Raw genomic sequence first — 17132 nt, 5'->3', positions numbered from 1 at the left:
CTTTCTAAAGGTAATTGCTTTGTTATCATGAAAAAAATTTGTTTATTAGGTGCTACTGGCTCAGTTGGAACGAATACGATTCAAGTTGTTCAATCTTATCCTAATTTATTTGAAATAGTGGCCTTTTCTTTTCATGAAAATGAAAGAAAAGGAAGAAAATTGATTGAATTATTAAAACCAAAAGTAGTAGCGGTTAAATCGCAAGAAATGGCTCAGCGTTTAAAATTAGATTATCCTAAAGTTCGGTTTACATACGAAGAAGAAGGATTGTCTGAATTAGTTGTGATAGAAGAAGTAGATACAGTTGTAACAGCTTTAATGGGAAGTATTGGTTTGGTACCAACGTTAACAGCAATAGAAGCAGGGAAAGAAATAGCACTCGCTAATAAAGAAACTCTCGTCATAGCTGGAGACTTAGTAATGGGGTTAGCATCAAAAAAAAATGTAAAAATCTTCCCTTTAGACAGTGAGCATTCTGCAATTTTTCAGTGTTTACAAGGTGAAAATATTAACCATGTTAGTCAATTACTTATTACAGCATCGGGTGGAAGTTTTCGTGATTATTCGAGAGCTGATTTAGCTAATGTGAGTGTTGCAGATGCTTTGAATCATCCAAATTGGTCAATGGGGGAAAAAATTACTGTCGATTCAGCCTCAATGATGAATAAGGGGTTAGAGGTCATAGAAGCCCGGTGGTTATTTGATATGGATTATGATAAAATTAAGATTCTTTTACATCGTGAAAGCATTGTACATTCTTTGGTACAATTTGTTGATGGAACAATCAAAGCTCAACTCGGTGCTAGCGATATGCGAGAACCCATTCAATATGCTTTGGGTTTTCCTGAGCGTATGCCAATTAAAGAACCTCATTTCTTTGACTTAGCAGCGATTGGACAGTTACATTTTGAAGAAATGGATTTTCAACGATTTCCTTTATTGCAATTAGCCTTTGATACTGGAAGAATAGGTGGAACAGCTCCAACAGTTATGAATGCAGCGAATGAAATAGCTGTAAAGGCATTTATTCAAAAAAAAATATCTTTTTTAGACATTGAAAGATTAGTCTATAAAGCTGTTTACCAAGAAAAAGAACTACAAAAACCGGATCTCGCTATTCTTTTAGAAGTCGATAAGGATACTCGGGAAAAAGTTTTGAGTTGGATTTAAAGGAGAGATAGAATGGTTACAACAATTATTACCTTCATATTCGTTTTTAGTGTGTTAGTCATTTTTCATGAATTTGGACATTACTATTTTGCAAAAAAAGCGGGGATATTAGTTAGAGAATTTGCTATTGGTTTTGGGCCAAAGATTTTTTCTTATCGCAAAAATGAGACCACTTTTACTATACGTATTCTGCCAATCGGCGGTTACGTCAGAATGGCCGGTTATGAAGAAGAAACAGAAATTAAACCAGGTATGTCTGTAGGAATCCTATTAGACGAAAAGGATGAAGTAACAACAATCAATACTTTCAAGAAAAAACAATTACTTGAAGTTGTCCCTATACAAGTTAGTGCTATCGATTTAGAGAACGATTTATATATAGAAGGCTACCTTTCTGGTAATGAGAATCAACTGGTTCGTTACCCAGTAAAACGAAACGCTCTCTTAATTGAAGAAGACGGAACAGAAGTTCAAATTGCTCCACTTGATGTTCAATTCCAGGCAGCAAGTCTACCTCAAAGAATGATGACTAACTTTGCTGGTCCTATGAATAATATTATTTTAGCTATTATCACGTTTACTCTAATGGCTTTTTTACAAGGAGGAGTGGTCAGTGATGAAAATAAATTAGGATCAATCGTAGATAATAAGCCAGCTTATGAAGCGGGCTTATCAGAAGGAGATCAGGTTGTTGCAATCAATGATCAACCGATGGATAGTTGGAAAGAAATAGTAAAAGTTATTCAAAAAAGTCCTGATCAATCATTGATGTTTACTGTAAAATCAACTGGCAATTCTGAAAAGAAAATTGTCGTCATCCCTGAAGCGGTAAAAGGAAATGACGGTTCAAAAATTGGTATGATAGGGGTACAAGCTCCTATCGAAACATCTTTTATGGCTAAACTGTTGTTTGGCTTTACGTACACATGGATGGTAATTGTACAGATATTGACTGCGTTAGGCTCTATTTTTACTAAAGGATTTTCGGTTGATATGTTTGGTGGTCCAGTAGCTATCTATGCGACGACTGAAGCCGTTGTTAAAACAGGCTACATTGGAGTATTGAATTGGATGGGCATTTTAAGTATCAATTTGGGAATTATTAATCTTTTACCCGTACCAGCTTTAGATGGTGGTAAATTGCTATTAAATAGTATTGAAGGAATTAGAGGGAAACCCTTAAGCCAAGAAAAAGAGGGAATTATCACATTAATTGGAGTAGGATTATTACTCATATTAATGGTCCTAGTAACATGGAATGATATTCAAACCTACTTTTTGAAATAGAAAAAAGTATATAAATAAAATACTACATCTTAAATACTAAAGGAGATAACCAGTCATGAGACAATCAAAATTATTCGTGCCAACCTTGCGTGAGACCCCTAACGATGCTGAAGTTTTGAGTCATCAACTTTTATTGAGAGCAGGGTATATCAGACAAATATCTAGTGGAGTATATAGTTATCTTCCTTTAGCTAATAAAGTTTTAGAAAAGATTAAATTGATTATCCGAGAAGAATTTGAAAAGATTGATGCTGTTGAAATGTTAATGCCATCTCTTTTACCTCGTGAGTTATGGGAAGAATCAGGACGTTATGAAACATATGGAGAAGACTTAATGAAGTTAACTGATCGACATGGTAGAGATTATTTGTTAGGACCAACACATGAAGAAGCTTTTACTGCCTTAATTCGAGATGAAATTAATTCATACAAGCGCCTCCCTTTATCGTTATACCAAATACAAACTAAATATCGTGATGAAAAGAGACCACGTTCTGGATTACTAAGAAGTCGAGAATTTTTAATGAAAGATGCTTACTCATTTCATGACAGCTATGAAAGTTTAGATAAAACGTATTTAAATTTTGAAGAAGCTTATACGCGTATTTTTGATCGTTGCGGTTTAAATTTTAGAAATATCATTGGTGACGCTGGTGCAATGGGTGGAAGTGATTCAAAAGAATTTACAGCTATTTCTGATGCAGGTGAAGACATTATCGTTTATTCTGATTCTAGTGATTATTCAGCTAATTTAGAGATGGCAACTAGTTTTTACATGCATAAAAAATCAAGTAAAGTTGAGAAAGAATTAGAAAAAATAGCTACACCAAACTGTAAAACGGTTGAAGAAGTAGCGGATTTCTTGAAAGTAGAAACAAGCGATGTGATGAAGAGTATGTTATTCATTGCTGATGGCATACCTGTTTTAGCTGTCATTCGAGGTGATCACGAAGTTAATGATGTAAAACTTAAGAACTTTTTAAATGTTAATGCCTTAGAGATGGCAACAGATGAAGAAGCAAATCAATTTTTGGGAGTAAACTTTGGTTCTGTTGGCCCTATGAATGTTAAAGAGGACATTCGCGTTTTGGGGGATTTGTATGTTCAAGATATGGTAAATGCAGTTGCAGGCGCGAATGAAGAAGACCATCATTTCATAAATGTTAATCCTGTACGGGATGCTTCTATCGAAAAATTTGTGGATTTACGTTTTGTTAAGGAAGGGGAACTTTCTCCAGACGGACAAGGAGTACTGAAGTTTTCAAAAGGAATAGAAATTGGACATATTTTTAAATTAGGTACTCGTTATAGTGAGTCAATGGGTGCAACGGTGTTAGATAATAATGGGCGTTCTATCCCTGTCATTATGGGTTGTTATGGAATTGGTGTTAGCCGATTGCTTTCAGCGATAGCTGAACAAAAAAGTGACGATAAAGGTTTAATCTGGCCTCGACAGTTAGCCCCCTATGAACTTCACTTAGTACCAGTTAATATAAAATCAGATGACCAAGTCAACTTGGCTGAAGAATTATATGCCTCTCTACAACAAGCTGGTTTTTCAGTTTTATTAGATGATCGTGCTGAACGGGTAGGGGTGAAATTTGCTGATTCTGACTTAATTGGTCTGCCTATTCGTATAACCGTGGGGAAAAAAGCCGCTGAGGACATAGTAGAAATTAAAATTCGCAAAACTGGTGAAACGATTGAAGTTAGAAAAGATGAAATGATTTCAACAATGGCAATTTTACTGAATCCTGAAAATAATTAAAGGATAAAGAAACAAAGGGAGCCGATACAAGTACATTTTTACTTGTCTGTGCTTCCTTTGCTGTCTTTATTTAGAGTAAGTGAGTGTAATTGAAAGGAGTCAGTCGTTTATGAGTTTAAATCAAAAAGAATTATTTCAGAAATTGCTGGAGCAAATAGGGTTACAAAACGCAATAGAATATCAATCTTATTTTGAAAAAGGTGAAATAAAAAAAGTAACAGTGCATAAATTTTCAAAAACATGGCATTTTAACTTGCGATTTACAGATATTTTGCCTTTTGAAGTTTATCAACTGTTTATTGAAAAACTTCAATTGACCTTTAGTTCTATCGCGGCTATCGAAGTATCGATTGAAGCGATAAACCCTCACATAACGGTTGAAAAGCTAGAACAGTATTGGCCTTCAGTCGTAAAAAGAAGTGGTGTTTCATCACCATTATGTAATCGTGCATTTCAAGAGCAATTTCCTTTATTGAATGGGAAAAAAATTCAGTTTTTAGTTGAGAATGAAGTAGTAAAAGGTCGTTTAATTAATCAGTATCTACCACCCGTGGAAGTAGCCTATCAAAGTTTAGGCTTTCCATCTTTTAAAATAGAACCAGTTATCGATGAAGACAGTTACAACAATAAAATAACAGAGTTTAAAGAAAAAAAAGAAGAAGCTGATGCTTTATTAAGTATACGAGCAGGTGAAAACTTAAAGAAAGCTGAAGACGAAAAGAAATACAATAAAGAAAAAGGAATTGAAAATATTGCTAAAGGACCAATCGTTTTAGGCCGGAAGATAGCTGATAAAGAAGAAATTAAACAAATGGATCAGATTATAGAAGAAGAAAGACGAGTAACTATTGAAGGTTTTGTATTTGATGTGGAAATTCGTGTTCTTCGTTCAGAACGTCAATTATTGATTGTCAAAATTACTGATTATTCTTCATCTTTTACTGTCAAAAAATTCTCGAATACACCTGAAGACGAAGCGGCTTTCGCGGCCATCAAAAAAGGTATGTGGGTGAAAGCACGTGGAAGTGTCCAAGAGGATAATTTTATGCGAGATTTAGTTTTAAATGCCCAAGATATTTCCGAAAGCTTCCATGAAGAACGAAAAGATATGGCGCCAAAAGATAGTAAACGTGTTGAAATGCACTTGCATAGTAATATGAGTCAAATGGATGCAACAAATAACATTACTGATTTAGTTGCTCAAGCAGCAAAATGGGGTCATCCAGCCATAGCGATAACCGATCATGCTGGAGCTCAATCTTTTCCAGATGCTTTTCAAGCTGGACAAAAATACGGTGTAAAAATATTATATGGTATAGAAGCTAATATCGTTGATGATGGGATTCCGATTGCGTATCACTCTAGTGATATAGAGTTAGCCGAAGCAACTTATGTTGTTTTTGATGTAGAGACTACAGGGTTGTCTGCAGTTTATAACAAGATAATTGAATTATCAGCTGTTAAAATGTATAAAGGAAATGTGATTGAAAAGTTCGAATATTTCATTGACCCCGGTCATCCTCTATCACAAACGACAATAAATTTAACAGGGATCACTGATGATATGGTTAGAGGATCAAAAACTGAAAAAGAAGTATTAGCCTTGTTTGAAGATTTTGCAAAAGAACATATATTAGTTGCACATAATGCTAGTTTTGATATGGGTTTTTTAAATACAAGTAACGCAAGACAAGGCTTGGCTGAAAATAGTAATCCAGTCATTGATACACTGGAGTTATCTAGATTTCTTCATCCACAATTAAAAAGTCATAGATTAAATACCTTGGCTAAAAAATATGGTGTAGCTTTAGAGCAACATCATAGGGCTATTTATGATGCTGAATCGACAGGCTTTCTCTGTTGGTTGTTTTTAAAAGAAGCTGAAGAAGACTATCAAATAGTTAATCACAATCAATTAAATGATCGAATTGGTGAAGGGGATTCGTACAAACGTGCTCGCCCTTTCCATAGTACGATCATTGCAACCACACAAACGGGATTAAAAAACTTGTTTAAATTAGTCTCATTATCGATGACACAGTATTTTTTTAGAAATGCAAGAATTCCTCGATCAGAACTGATTAGGCTACGTGAAGGCCTAATCGTAGGTTCTGCATGCAACCAAGGTGAAGTATTCGAAGCGATGATGCAAAAAGGCGTTGAAGAAGCTAAAAATAAAGCAAAGTTTTATGATTTTTTAGAAGTCATGCCTAAAGAAGTGTATGCACCTTTACTAGAACAAGAACTTGTTAATTCGGAGGATGATTTAGAAGAAATCATCCGGAATATGGTTCAAATAGGAGAAGAACTTGATACGCCCGTTGTAGCTACAGGGAATGTCCATTATTTGAATCCTGAAGATTATATTTATCGTAAAATATTGATAAATTCTCAAGGTGGAGCGAATCCGTTAAATAGAAGTGAGTTGCCAAAAGTACATTTTAGAACAACTGATGACATGCTAGAGGCTTTCGCTTTCTTGGGTAAGTCGACAGCACACAAAATTGTTGTTGAAAATACTCAAATGATAGCTGAATCTGTTGCTGAAATGACACCTGTAAAAACAGAGTTATATACCCCGAAAATTGAAGGTTCAGAAGAAGAAATCCGTAAATTAAGTTACGATGAAGCCCATCGCTTATATGGAAATCCTTTGCCAGAAATTATTGAAAAAAGATTGGAAAAAGAATTGACCAGTATCATCGGTAATGGCTTTTCAGTTATTTACTTGATTTCACAAAAACTCGTTCATAAAAGTATTTCAGAAGGATATTTGGTTGGTTCGCGTGGTTCTGTTGGATCTAGTTTTGTGGCTACTATGACTGGAATTACAGAAGTTAATCCCATGCCACCACATTACCGTTGTTCAAAATGTAAATATTCCAAGTTCTTTACAGACGGTTCTGTTGGTTCGGGATATGATTTACCTGAAGAAATCTGTCCAAATTGTCAGATTAGATTGCATAAAGATGGACATGATATTCCATTTGAAACATTTTTAGGTTTTAATGGCGACAAGGTCCCGGATATAGATTTAAATTTCTCTGGCGATTATCAATCAAAAGCACATGATTATACGAAAGTTCTTTTCGGAGATGAGTATGTTTTTAGAGCAGGTACAATCGGTACAGTAGCAGACCGAACAGCATTTGGATATGTGAAAGCTTACGAGCGAGATCAAAATTTGAATTTTCGTGCAGCAGAAATTGATCGATTAGCTAAAGGATCGACGGGTGTTAAACGAACGACCGGTCAACACCCAGGTGGGATTATTGTTATTCCAAATTATATGGATGTGTATGATTTCACGCCCATCCAATTTCCTGCTGATGCACAGGACTCTGAATGGAAAACAACTCATTTTGATTTTCACTCCATTCACGATAATGTGTTAAAATTAGATATTTTAGGACATGACGATCCTACTGTTATTCGGATGTTGCAAGATTTATCGGGAATTGATCCTCTAACAATACCAACAGATGATCCAGAGGTAATGAAAATTTTTGGTGGAACAGAAGTACTAGATGTTACCGCTGAACAAATTCAATCTAAAACAGGAACATTGGGTATTCCAGAATTTGGTACTCGCTTTGTTCGTGGTATGTTAGAACAAACGAAGCCAACAACGTTTGCTGAGTTGCTTCAGATCTCAGGACTTTCTCACGGAACCGACGTGTGGTTAGGCAATGCAGAAGAATTAATACGCGAAAATGATATTTCTTTATCTGAAGTTATTGGCTGTCGTGATGATATCATGGTTTATTTAATGCACAATGGTGTAGAGGATGGACTAGCCTTTAAAATTATGGAATCTGTCCGTAAAGGCAAAGGAATTCCTGATGAATGGCAAAAAGAGATGCGAGCTGAAAAAGTTCCAGAATGGTACATTGACTCATGTTTAAAAATTAAGTATATGTTTCCTAAAGCACATGCTGCTGCTTATGTCTTAATGGCTCTTCGTGTAGCTTATTATAAAGTCCACTTTCCTATTTTGTATTATGCTGCTTATTTTTCTGTTCGTGCTACGGATTTTGAATTAGTAGCTATGTGCCAAGGAAAAGAAAGTATAAAAGTTAAAATGAAAGAAATTACAGATAAAGGCCTGGATGCCTCAACAAAAGAAAAAAATGTTTTAACTGTCTTAGAATTAGCCAATGAGATGGTGGAGCGTGGAATGAATTTTAAAATGATTGATCTAGCTAAATCTGACGCGAAAGATTTTGTCATTGAAGGCACTTCTTTGATTGCACCCTTTAGAGCTGTACCAAGTTTAGGTGCCAATGTGGCTAATCAAATAGTAGAAGCTAGATTAGATAAACCCTTTTTATCTAAAGAGGATTTAAGTAAACGCGGAAAAGTATCTAAAACAGTTATTGAGTATATGAATGAAAATGGTGTCTTAAAAGGAATGCCCGACGAAAATCAACTTTCCCTATTTGATTTATTTTAGATAGAGAAGATAGACTAGGTTAGCAATGTAAACTTGTCTATTAAGATAACTCTAAGATAAAAAAACACGTATTTACCATTGGTTTTGTTGCTATGGTTAGGGATTTGTGTTATTATTTAACTGTATTTAGATATCTTGGTAAAGAGTGAGCGGCGACGCTCACTCTTTTTCGGCAGACAGGTATATGTATCTAAAAGGAGGCGGTATAAGATGACAAGTGTGGTTGAAACGGTTAGTGATATTGTCCAACCCATAGTCGACGGTTTTGAATTTGAGTTAGTTGACGCAGAATTTGTTAGAGAAGGTAAAAATTGGTTTTTGAGGATATATATAGATAAACCAGAGGGTATTACTTTGGAAGATTGTGCTTTTATTAGTGAGAAAATTAGCGAAAAAATGGATGCAATGGATCCAGATCCAATACCGCAAGCTTATTTCTTAGAAGTATCTTCACCTGGAGCTGAAAGACCGTTAAAAAAAGAAGAAGATTATATTCAAGCTGTTGGAGAATATATTCATATTTCATTGTATGAGGCTTTTGATGGTGAAAAAATTTATGAAGGAACATTAAAACAAGTTACAAAAGAAACCTTGATTTTATCAGTACGTATTAAAACTCGATTAAAAGAAATCGAATTTGATCGTAAAAAAATTGCAAAAGCTAGACTAGCAATTCAGTTTTAAATTAAACGGTTATTGGACAGGAGAGAAAATGAAATGAGCAAAGAAATGCTAAATGCCCTTGAGACCCTAGAGCAAGAAAAAGGCATTGCAAAAGAAATCGTAATTGATGCTTTGGAAGCTGCATTAGTTTCTGCATATAAAAAAAATTACGGGCAAGCACAAAATGTAGAAGTTGAATTTGATATAAAAAAAGGTGACATTCTTGTGTTCGCGGTAAAAGAAGTTGTTGATGTCGTATTTGATTCACGTCTAGAGGTTAGTTTGGAAGATGCTTTAGATATTAATAATGCTTACGAATTAGGAGATACAATTCGTTTCAAAACGACTCCTAAAGATTTTGGTAGAATTGCAGCACAAACAGCAAAACAGGTTATTATGCAACGCGTTCGAGAAGCAGAGCGTAGTATCATCTATAACGAATTTATTACTTATGAAAATGATATAATGCAAGGGATAGTTGAACGACAAGACCATCGCTACATTTATGTGAATCTTGGGAAAATTGAAGCGGTATTATCTAAACAAGAACAAATACCGAATGAAGTGTATAAACCTCATGACCGTATAAAAGTTTATGTAACAAAAGTCGAAAATACATCAAAAGGGCCACAGATTTTTGTGAGCCGTAGTCATCCTGATTTATTAAAAAGATTATTTGAGCAAGAAGTCCCAGAAATATATGATGGTATTGTTGAAATCAAATCAATCGCTCGTGAGGCCGGCGACAGAGCCAAAGTTGCTGTGATGTCGAGAGACGAAAACATTGATCCAGTAGGTACTTGTGTTGGTCCTAAAGGACAACGTGTTCAAGCGATTGTAAATGAATTAAAAGGCGAAAATATGGATATTGTTGAATGGAGCGCAGATCCTGCAACTTTCATAGCTAATGCATTAAATCCTGCACAAGTTGTTGATGTTACTTTTAACGAAAGAGAAGGTAGCTGTGTCGTTGTGGTACCAGATTTCCAGTTGTCTCTTGCAATCGGTAAGCGTGGGCAGAATGCTCGTCTAGCTGCTAAACTAACTGGGTTTAAAATCGACATCAAGTCAGAATCAGATATGCAAGATTCGCTTGTTGTTGAAAAAGAAGCTGGCTTAGAACGCACGAAAGATTACGTTTCTGCTATTGAAGAAACAATGAGTGCGGAACAAGAAAATACACTAACAGAAGTGATTGAAACAGTAGAAGATCAAGAGGACTTTACGAATGAAATAGAGATAGACGATGAAGTAGAAGAAGGCATATTAGATTCAGAAGAAGCCGAAGAAATGATTGAATTGGCTGAAGACGAAGCTGAACACAAAGAATAATAGAGGTGAAAGATATGCAAAAGCGTAAAATTCCTATGCGTAAATGTATTGCTTCAAATGAAATGAAACCTAAAAAAGAAATGATTCGTATAGTAAAAAATAAAGAGGGCGAAATCAGTATTGATCCAAGTGGAAAAATGACTGGACGTGGCGCGTATGTTTCAATTGATCCAGCTATTGTAAAGATTGCTTGGGATAAACGTATTTTAGACCGTACGTTTGAGACAGCTTTAACTGACTCGTTTTATCAAGAACTGCTAGATTATGTATCACGTCAGAAAGCGCGGATGAATTTATGAATCAAGATCAAAAAGCACTTAATCTTTTGGGAATAGCAATGAAAGCTGGCAAATTGGTAACAGGTGAAGACTTAACATTAAAAGAAATTAGAAAAGAGCAAGCAAAGGTAGTGTTAATTGCTACTGATGCTAGTGATCAAACTAAAAAGAAAATCTCGGATAAGTGTCGTTATTATAATATTCCGATAGTTCTTCATTTTACAAAATCAGAATTAAGTCAGGCTATCGGAAAAGAGCGTACGATATGTACAACCTTAGATAACGGTTTTGGGAAAAAAATCCGGGAATTATTACTAAATTAACGGAGGTTGTTAGAATGGCTAATTTGCGAGTATTTGAATTTGCAAAAAAACATGATTTACCTACTAAAAAAGTAATTGAAAAAGCTAAGGAGTTAGGAATTAATTATAGTAGTCATATGTCTTCAATGGAAGACAAACAAGTTGCGATGCTAAATGAGACATTTGCTGCAAACAAGAAAAGGAATACACCTACATTGAAAAAAGAAGAAGAAACAAAAAAAAATACAACACAAAAAGGCGGTAAGGGTATAGTAAACAAACAGAAACCATCCAATAATAGTACAAAACCTGAAACGAAATCAAAACCATCTTCAATAGTTAAGACAGAAAATAATAAAAAAACGACACCATCAACAAATAGTCGACCAGCAGCAAAACCTGCTGAAAAGAAAGCAGATTCAATTGTAAAACGTACGACCAACCCAATGGAACAACGCACAACAACCGGAACTAGCGGAAAACGTGGAGGATATCGTGGGGCACAAGGTACTCATGGTGGATTTAACAAACGTAAGAAAAAAGGAAAACGTGGAGAAACTAGACCAGTAGCCCCACCAGTTCCTCGTAAATTCAAAGAATTACCAGATGTTTTGGTCTATACTGATGGAATGACTGTAGCGGAGATTTCAAAGAAAATTTATCGCGAACCTGCAGAAATTATTAAAAAACTTTTCCTACTTGGTGTGGTAGCTACCTTAAACCAAAGTTTAAATAAAGAAGCTATTGAGCTTCTTGCAACAGAATATGGTATTGAAACAGAAGAAAAAGTAAAAGTAGACGTATCTGATTTAGATGTTTATTTTGAAACAGAAACAAAAGAAGAAAACTTGGCAACACGTCCTCCAGTTGTAACAATTATGGGACACGTTGACCATGGTAAAACGACTTTGTTGGACTCTTTAAGAAATACAAAAGTTAGCTTGGGCGAAGCCGGCGGAATTACCCAGCATATTGGTGCATATCAAGTGAAATCTAACGGTAAGACAATTACTTTCTTAGACACGCCAGGACACGCAGCCTTTACTACAATGCGTGCTCGTGGTGCAGATGTTACAGATATCACCATTATTGTAGTAGCCGCTGATGATGGCGTTATGCCACAAACTATCGAGGCTATTAATCACGCTAAAGCTGCAAAAGTTCCAATTATTGTAGCTGTCAACAAAATTGATAAGCCTACAGCTAATCCAGAACGAGTAATGCAAGAATTGACTGAATATGGTTTAATTCCTGAATCATGGGGTGGAGACACTATATTCGTTGAAATTTCTGCTAAATTTGCTAAAAATTTAGATGAATTATTGGAAATGATTTTATTAGTTGCAGAAGTAGAAGACTTAAAAGCAGATCCTAAGAGAGCAGCTTTAGGTTCAGTAATTGAAGCTCGTTTAGATAAAAGTAAGGGACCAATTGCTACTTTACTTGTTCAAGAAGGAACATTGCGAGTTGGAGATCCAATTGTAGTCGGCAACACATATGGACGTGTACGAGTTATGGTTAACGAACTTGGTAGACGTGTTAAAAAAGCAGGACCTTCTGCTCCAGTGGAGATTACTGGTTTAAATACAGCTCCACAAGCGGGCGATCAATTTGTTGTTTTTGATGATGAAAAATCAGCACGCTCAGTTGGAGAAACACGCGCACAAAAAGCGATGGCTAGCCAACGCTTAACGACTAACCGTGTGACATTAGATAATTTATTCTCTAGTTTAGAAGAAGGAGAACTAAAAGAAGTTAATGTTATTATTAAAGCGGATGTACAAGGTTCAGCAGAAGCATTATCTTCTAGTTTACAAAAAATTGAAGTTGAAGGCGTGCGTGTGAAAATCATACACACGGCAGTTGGAGCTATTAATGAGAGTGACATTACATTAGCTGCAGCAAGTAATGCCATCATCATTGGTTTTAACGTTCGACCAACTCCACAAGCTAAAGAACAAGCTAGCCAAGAAAAAATTGATATTCGTCTACACCGGATTATTTACAATGCTATAGACGAAATTGAAACAGCAATGAAAGGCATGTTGGATCCAGAGTATGAAGAAAAAGTTACTGGACAAGCAGTCGTTCGTGAGACATTTGCGGTTTCTAAAGTAGGAACAATTGCTGGTGGTTTCGTGACGGATGGTCACATTTCTCGTAACAGTAGTATTCGTTTAATCAGAGACAATATTGTGATTTTTGAAGGCGAATTAGCTAGTTTGAAACGCTTTAAAGATGATGCAAAAGAAGTTAAAAAAGGATTCGAATGTGGCTTCATGATTAAAGATTACAATGATGTAATAGTGGATGACGTTATTGAAGCATACGAAATGGTTGAAATTAAACGAAAGTAATCTTTTCTTTTTATTAATAAATAAAGAAAAAATGATGAAAGTGAGGGAACATCATGGCAAATTTTAGAACTGGGCGAGTAGCTCAAGAAATTCAAAAAGAAGTCAATGATATTTTAGTCAAACGTGTGAGAGATCCGCGTGTTTCAAATGTGACAATTACTGAAGTAAAAGTAACTGGAGATTTGCAACAAGCAACGATTTACTACAGTATTTTATCTGAAAAAGAAAAAGATCTTGAAATGGTTCAGTTAGGCTTAGATAAAGCAACTGGGTTGATTAGAAGAGAATTAGGCCAACGCTTGACGCTTTATAAAACTCCTGAATTAACTTTTTCGCTTGATGAATCTGTCTTGTATGGTAGCCGAATTGACGAATTGTTACGTGATTTAAACAAAGAATAAAAAGAAACGAAGGACTAAAAAAACTTAAAACTAGAACAATTAGAAACATAGTGACAGTCTAATCGCAGACTGTTAAGTTGGATTCGTCTGTAATAGTTGTATTTATTTTTTGAAATACTCTCCGTTAGAACGATTCGAGAATGAAAATGGGAGTTGGACACAAAACGTTTAGACCAGCATCGCTTCACTAAAAAGCGCAAGATGGTCACAGACCATCGAGTATTATTCGTGAAGTGAACGTTGGGTTTGCTTTTTGGAGCACGTTCTAAAATGAAAATCCGGATACGTGAAAGGGGGCTGAGACAACTGTCTCAGCCTCTATTTTTTTAATGAAGTTTAAACAGTATAGTATTTAAGAATTTTATTTAAATAAAATTATTTGGAGGTTGAATATATTGACTTTATATTCATATATTGGCACAGAAGAAAAAATAGTTATACGAGCACCAGAAGATCCAAATGTGATTGCTTTAATTGCTCGCGATACGTTAGATGCAGGGGTGACGGATGAAATGGTATTGTCTTATATCCGTGTGCAAACAGATGATGACACAGTTACTATGAATCAAATTAAATTTTATGATAAAGAAGCAGAGATTGTTGGGACTTTTGAAATCCTAGAACTAGTTAAAAATGGAGATATCTTAAAACATTTTAGCACCCCTTATGTTTACAAAACGACTGATTTCCCAGTATGGGAACCCATTGAAAATGACACAGCTATTCCGGATGGTTTCACGCTAAAAGATGTAGCAGATTACCACAAGATGATGGATGAAGCTCGAGCAGTAAATAAAACTCAGCAAACAGGATTTTTATCTTTCTTAACAACTTATTTTAAAGACTCAAATAAAATAGAGCTTTATAGTTGCTGGGATGGTGAGGAATTAAACAAAGAACAATTTCGACGAACAATTAGTTGGGGAGTAGTATCAAAAAATCAATTATTATTCGAAATGCGCGAAAAAGAATTTATTGTTATCAATAAATAATAGATGATGTACAGATATTTATTATCTGTAGCTTTTTTTGCGCTTTTATTTCGACTGAATTCAAAATAGGATACAATAGTAGAGTTAAAAAAGAAGGTAGGGATTTGTATTGGATGGTATTCTTCCATTATGGAAAGAACGTGGCATGACAAGTCATGATTGCGTTTTTAAACTCAGAAAAATATTGAAAACAAAAAAAATTGGTCATACTGGAACTTTGGATCCTGATGTCGATGGCGTTTTACCGATATGTATAGGAAATGCTACAAAAGTTGTTGAGTATATGATGGAAACTGGGAAAAGTTATATAGGAGAAATTACTTTAGGTTTTTCTACAACTACTGAAGATAAAAGCGGTGAAATTGTTGAACGTCGTGCTGTAGATGTAATGCCTTCTTTAGAAGAAATCGATCAAGCAATGTCTGAAATGGAAGGCATTATTACTCAAATTCCACCTATGTTTTCGGCTGTAAAAATAAACGGGAAAAAACTTTATGAATATGCAAGAGCAGGTGAAACTGTTGAAAGACCAAGTAGAAAAGCAACTATTAATAAATTTGTTCGCACAACAATACCAGTTTTAAATGAAAAGGATAAAACGGTATCTTGGAGATTTGAAGTAGATTGTGGCAAAGGCACATATGTAAGAACATTATCTGTAGATTTAGGTGAAGCTCTAGGCTACCCAGCACATATGTCAGATTTAACTCGTACTTCAAGCGGAACGTTTCAGTCAAAAAATTGTTTAACCTTATCACAAGTTGCTGATAAGATGAGCAATCAAACAATCCAAGATTGTTTATACCCTTTAGAGTTTGGTATAAAAGAACTTGACTCAGTCGATATAGACGAAACTTTATGGAATAAAGTGAAGAATGGTGCTGTTTTACCAGCTGATGTATTTGGCAAGGATGTTACATTTCCACTAGTGATCATGTATGATACTTTAGCTTGGAGTATTTATGGGAAACATCCAGTTAAAGAAAATTGTGTGAAACCAATAAAAGGATTGCGATCATTTCAGTAAAGGAGCTTTTCTAGTATGGAAATTATTAAATTACGTCACCCTTATAAGAAAAGTCAAATTCCTTCAGCGAATGTCGTTTTGGCTTTAGGTTTTTTTGATGGGGTTCATAGGGGGCACCAAGAAGTTATTAATCAAGCTAAAAATCTTTCTTTGAAAAAACACTGTAAATTAGCAGTAATGACTTTCAATCAGCATCCTTCGATTGTTTTCAAAAAAATAGCAGCCCAAGATATGCTTTATCTTTCGACTGTAGAAAAAAAGGAAGCCATCATGGCTGATTTAGGTGTAGACATTTTATACGAAATAGAATTCACCTCAGCCTTTGCGTCTTTAGACCCTCAATCCTTCGTTGATTTATACATTGTAGCCCTAAATGCAAAGGTAGTCGTCGCAGGTTTTGATTACACATATGGGAAAAAAGAGGTGGCTTCTATGGAACATCTGCCACAGTATGCTAAAAATCGTTTTGAGATTGTTGTGATTGAAAAACAAACAACAAATGATGCTAAAATCAGTTCTACACGAATTAGAAAAGCAATAGATAGTGGAGATATCAAAGAGGCTAATTGGTTGTTAGGCTATACGTATGAAACAACTGGACGTGTTATTCATGGAGATGCTCGAGGTAGATTACTAGGTTTCCCAACGGCTAACATTGATGTGACGAAAGACATACGCTTACCCACTGTTGGTGTTTACGTAGTTGAAATTCTTATAGGAAACAAACATTACCAAGGCATGGCATCAATTGGGCATAATATTACATTCGAAATAAACCGTCCATTGACAGTTGAAGTATATATTTTAAACTTTAATCAAGATATATATGGAGAAAAAGTAACGGTTTTATGGCAGCATTTTTTGAGAGATGAATGGAAATTTGATTCAGTTGAAGCTTTAATTGCTCAGTTAAAGCAAGACGAAAAAGATACACGTGATTATTTTTTAATAGAAAATAAAAAAAACGAGAAAACCATATAAAACAGGAAACGATTGCTCCCTTACACTCATAATAATAAATGATAAATCCTTTGTGTTCTTTAATAAGAAAACAAAGGATTTTATTTTTTTGATTCAACAACTAATGAAAATTGATTTTTTG

13 protein-coding genes are annotated in these 17132 nt (G+C 35.0%); all 13 read left to right on the top strand.

Annotation, left to right across the window (positions count from 1 at the left end; genetic code table 11):
- The first annotated feature begins 27 nt into the window (after positions 1–27).
- The 13 genes from BR44_RS02235 (at position 28) to ribF (ending at position 17011) form a co-directional block, all read left to right on the top strand.
- Positions 28–1170, top strand: coding sequence for a 1-deoxy-D-xylulose-5-phosphate reductoisomerase (locus BR44_RS02235; RefSeq protein ID WP_034550259.1), 1143 nt, complete (start codon positions 28–30; stop codon positions 1168–1170).
- A 12-nt stretch (positions 1171–1182) separates the two neighbouring features.
- Complete coding sequence (rseP, locus tag BR44_RS02230) at positions 1183–2457, top strand: RIP metalloprotease RseP (RefSeq protein ID WP_034550258.1); 1275 nt, start codon at positions 1183–1185, stop codon at positions 2455–2457.
- A gap of 55 nt (positions 2458–2512) precedes the next feature.
- Positions 2513–4225: a proline--tRNA ligase gene (locus BR44_RS02225; RefSeq protein WP_034550256.1), complete on the top strand. Its 1713-nt coding sequence runs from the start codon at positions 2513–2515 to the stop codon at positions 4223–4225.
- A 109-nt stretch (positions 4226–4334) separates the two neighbouring features.
- Positions 4335–8678, top strand: coding sequence for a PolC-type DNA polymerase III (locus BR44_RS02220; RefSeq protein ID WP_034550254.1), 4344 nt, complete (start codon positions 4335–4337; stop codon positions 8676–8678).
- A 210-nt stretch (positions 8679–8888) separates the two neighbouring features.
- Entirely contained in the window at positions 8889–9362 is a 474-nt protein-coding gene (rimP, locus tag BR44_RS02215; protein ID WP_034550252.1) for a ribosome maturation factor RimP, read from the top strand.
- Between the two features lie 33 nt (positions 9363–9395).
- Positions 9396–10673, top strand: a complete 1278-nt coding sequence (gene nusA / locus BR44_RS02210; RefSeq protein ID WP_034550251.1) for a transcription termination factor NusA — start codon at positions 9396–9398, stop codon at positions 10671–10673.
- 14 nt (positions 10674–10687) lie between these two features.
- Positions 10688–10972 carry an RNase P modulator RnpM gene (rnpM, locus tag BR44_RS02205; protein WP_034550250.1) on the top strand — a complete coding sequence of 95 codons (285 nt, stop codon included), beginning with the start codon at positions 10688–10690 and terminating at the stop codon, positions 10970–10972.
- Positions 10969–11274, top strand: a complete 306-nt coding sequence (locus BR44_RS02200; RefSeq protein WP_034550249.1) for a L7Ae/L30e/S12e/Gadd45 family ribosomal protein — start codon at positions 10969–10971, stop codon at positions 11272–11274. Before rnpM ends, BR44_RS02200 begins: the two co-directional genes overlap by 4 nt.
- Positions 11275–11288: 14 nt before the next feature.
- On the top strand, positions 11289–13610 hold the full coding sequence (gene infB / locus BR44_RS02195; protein WP_034550248.1) for a translation initiation factor IF-2: 2322 nt from the start codon (positions 11289–11291) through the stop codon (positions 13608–13610).
- 53 nt (positions 13611–13663) lie between these two features.
- Positions 13664–14011 carry a 30S ribosome-binding factor RbfA gene (gene rbfA, locus BR44_RS02190; RefSeq protein WP_034550247.1) on the top strand — a complete coding sequence of 116 codons (348 nt, stop codon included), beginning with the start codon at positions 13664–13666 and terminating at the stop codon, positions 14009–14011.
- 395 nt (positions 14012–14406) lie between these two features.
- Positions 14407–15003 (top strand): hypothetical protein, encoded by a 597-nt coding sequence (locus BR44_RS02185; RefSeq protein ID WP_034550245.1) that lies wholly within the window; start codon positions 14407–14409, stop codon positions 15001–15003.
- A gap of 109 nt (positions 15004–15112) precedes the next feature.
- Positions 15113–16030 carry a tRNA pseudouridine(55) synthase TruB gene (truB, locus tag BR44_RS02180; protein ID WP_034550243.1) on the top strand — a complete coding sequence of 306 codons (918 nt, stop codon included), beginning with the start codon at positions 15113–15115 and terminating at the stop codon, positions 16028–16030.
- 15 nt (positions 16031–16045) lie between these two features.
- Positions 16046–17011, top strand: a complete 966-nt coding sequence (ribF, locus tag BR44_RS02175; protein ID WP_034550241.1) for a riboflavin biosynthesis protein RibF — start codon at positions 16046–16048, stop codon at positions 17009–17011.
- Positions 17012–17132: the final 121 nt, after the last annotated feature.

Source organism: Carnobacterium funditum DSM 5970 (assembly GCF_000744185.1).
GTDB lineage: Bacteria > Bacillota > Bacilli > Lactobacillales > Carnobacteriaceae > Carnobacterium_A > Carnobacterium_A funditum.
The sequence above is the reverse complement of the archived record's forward strand: the minus strand, read 5'-3'. Positions and strand labels throughout refer to the sequence as shown.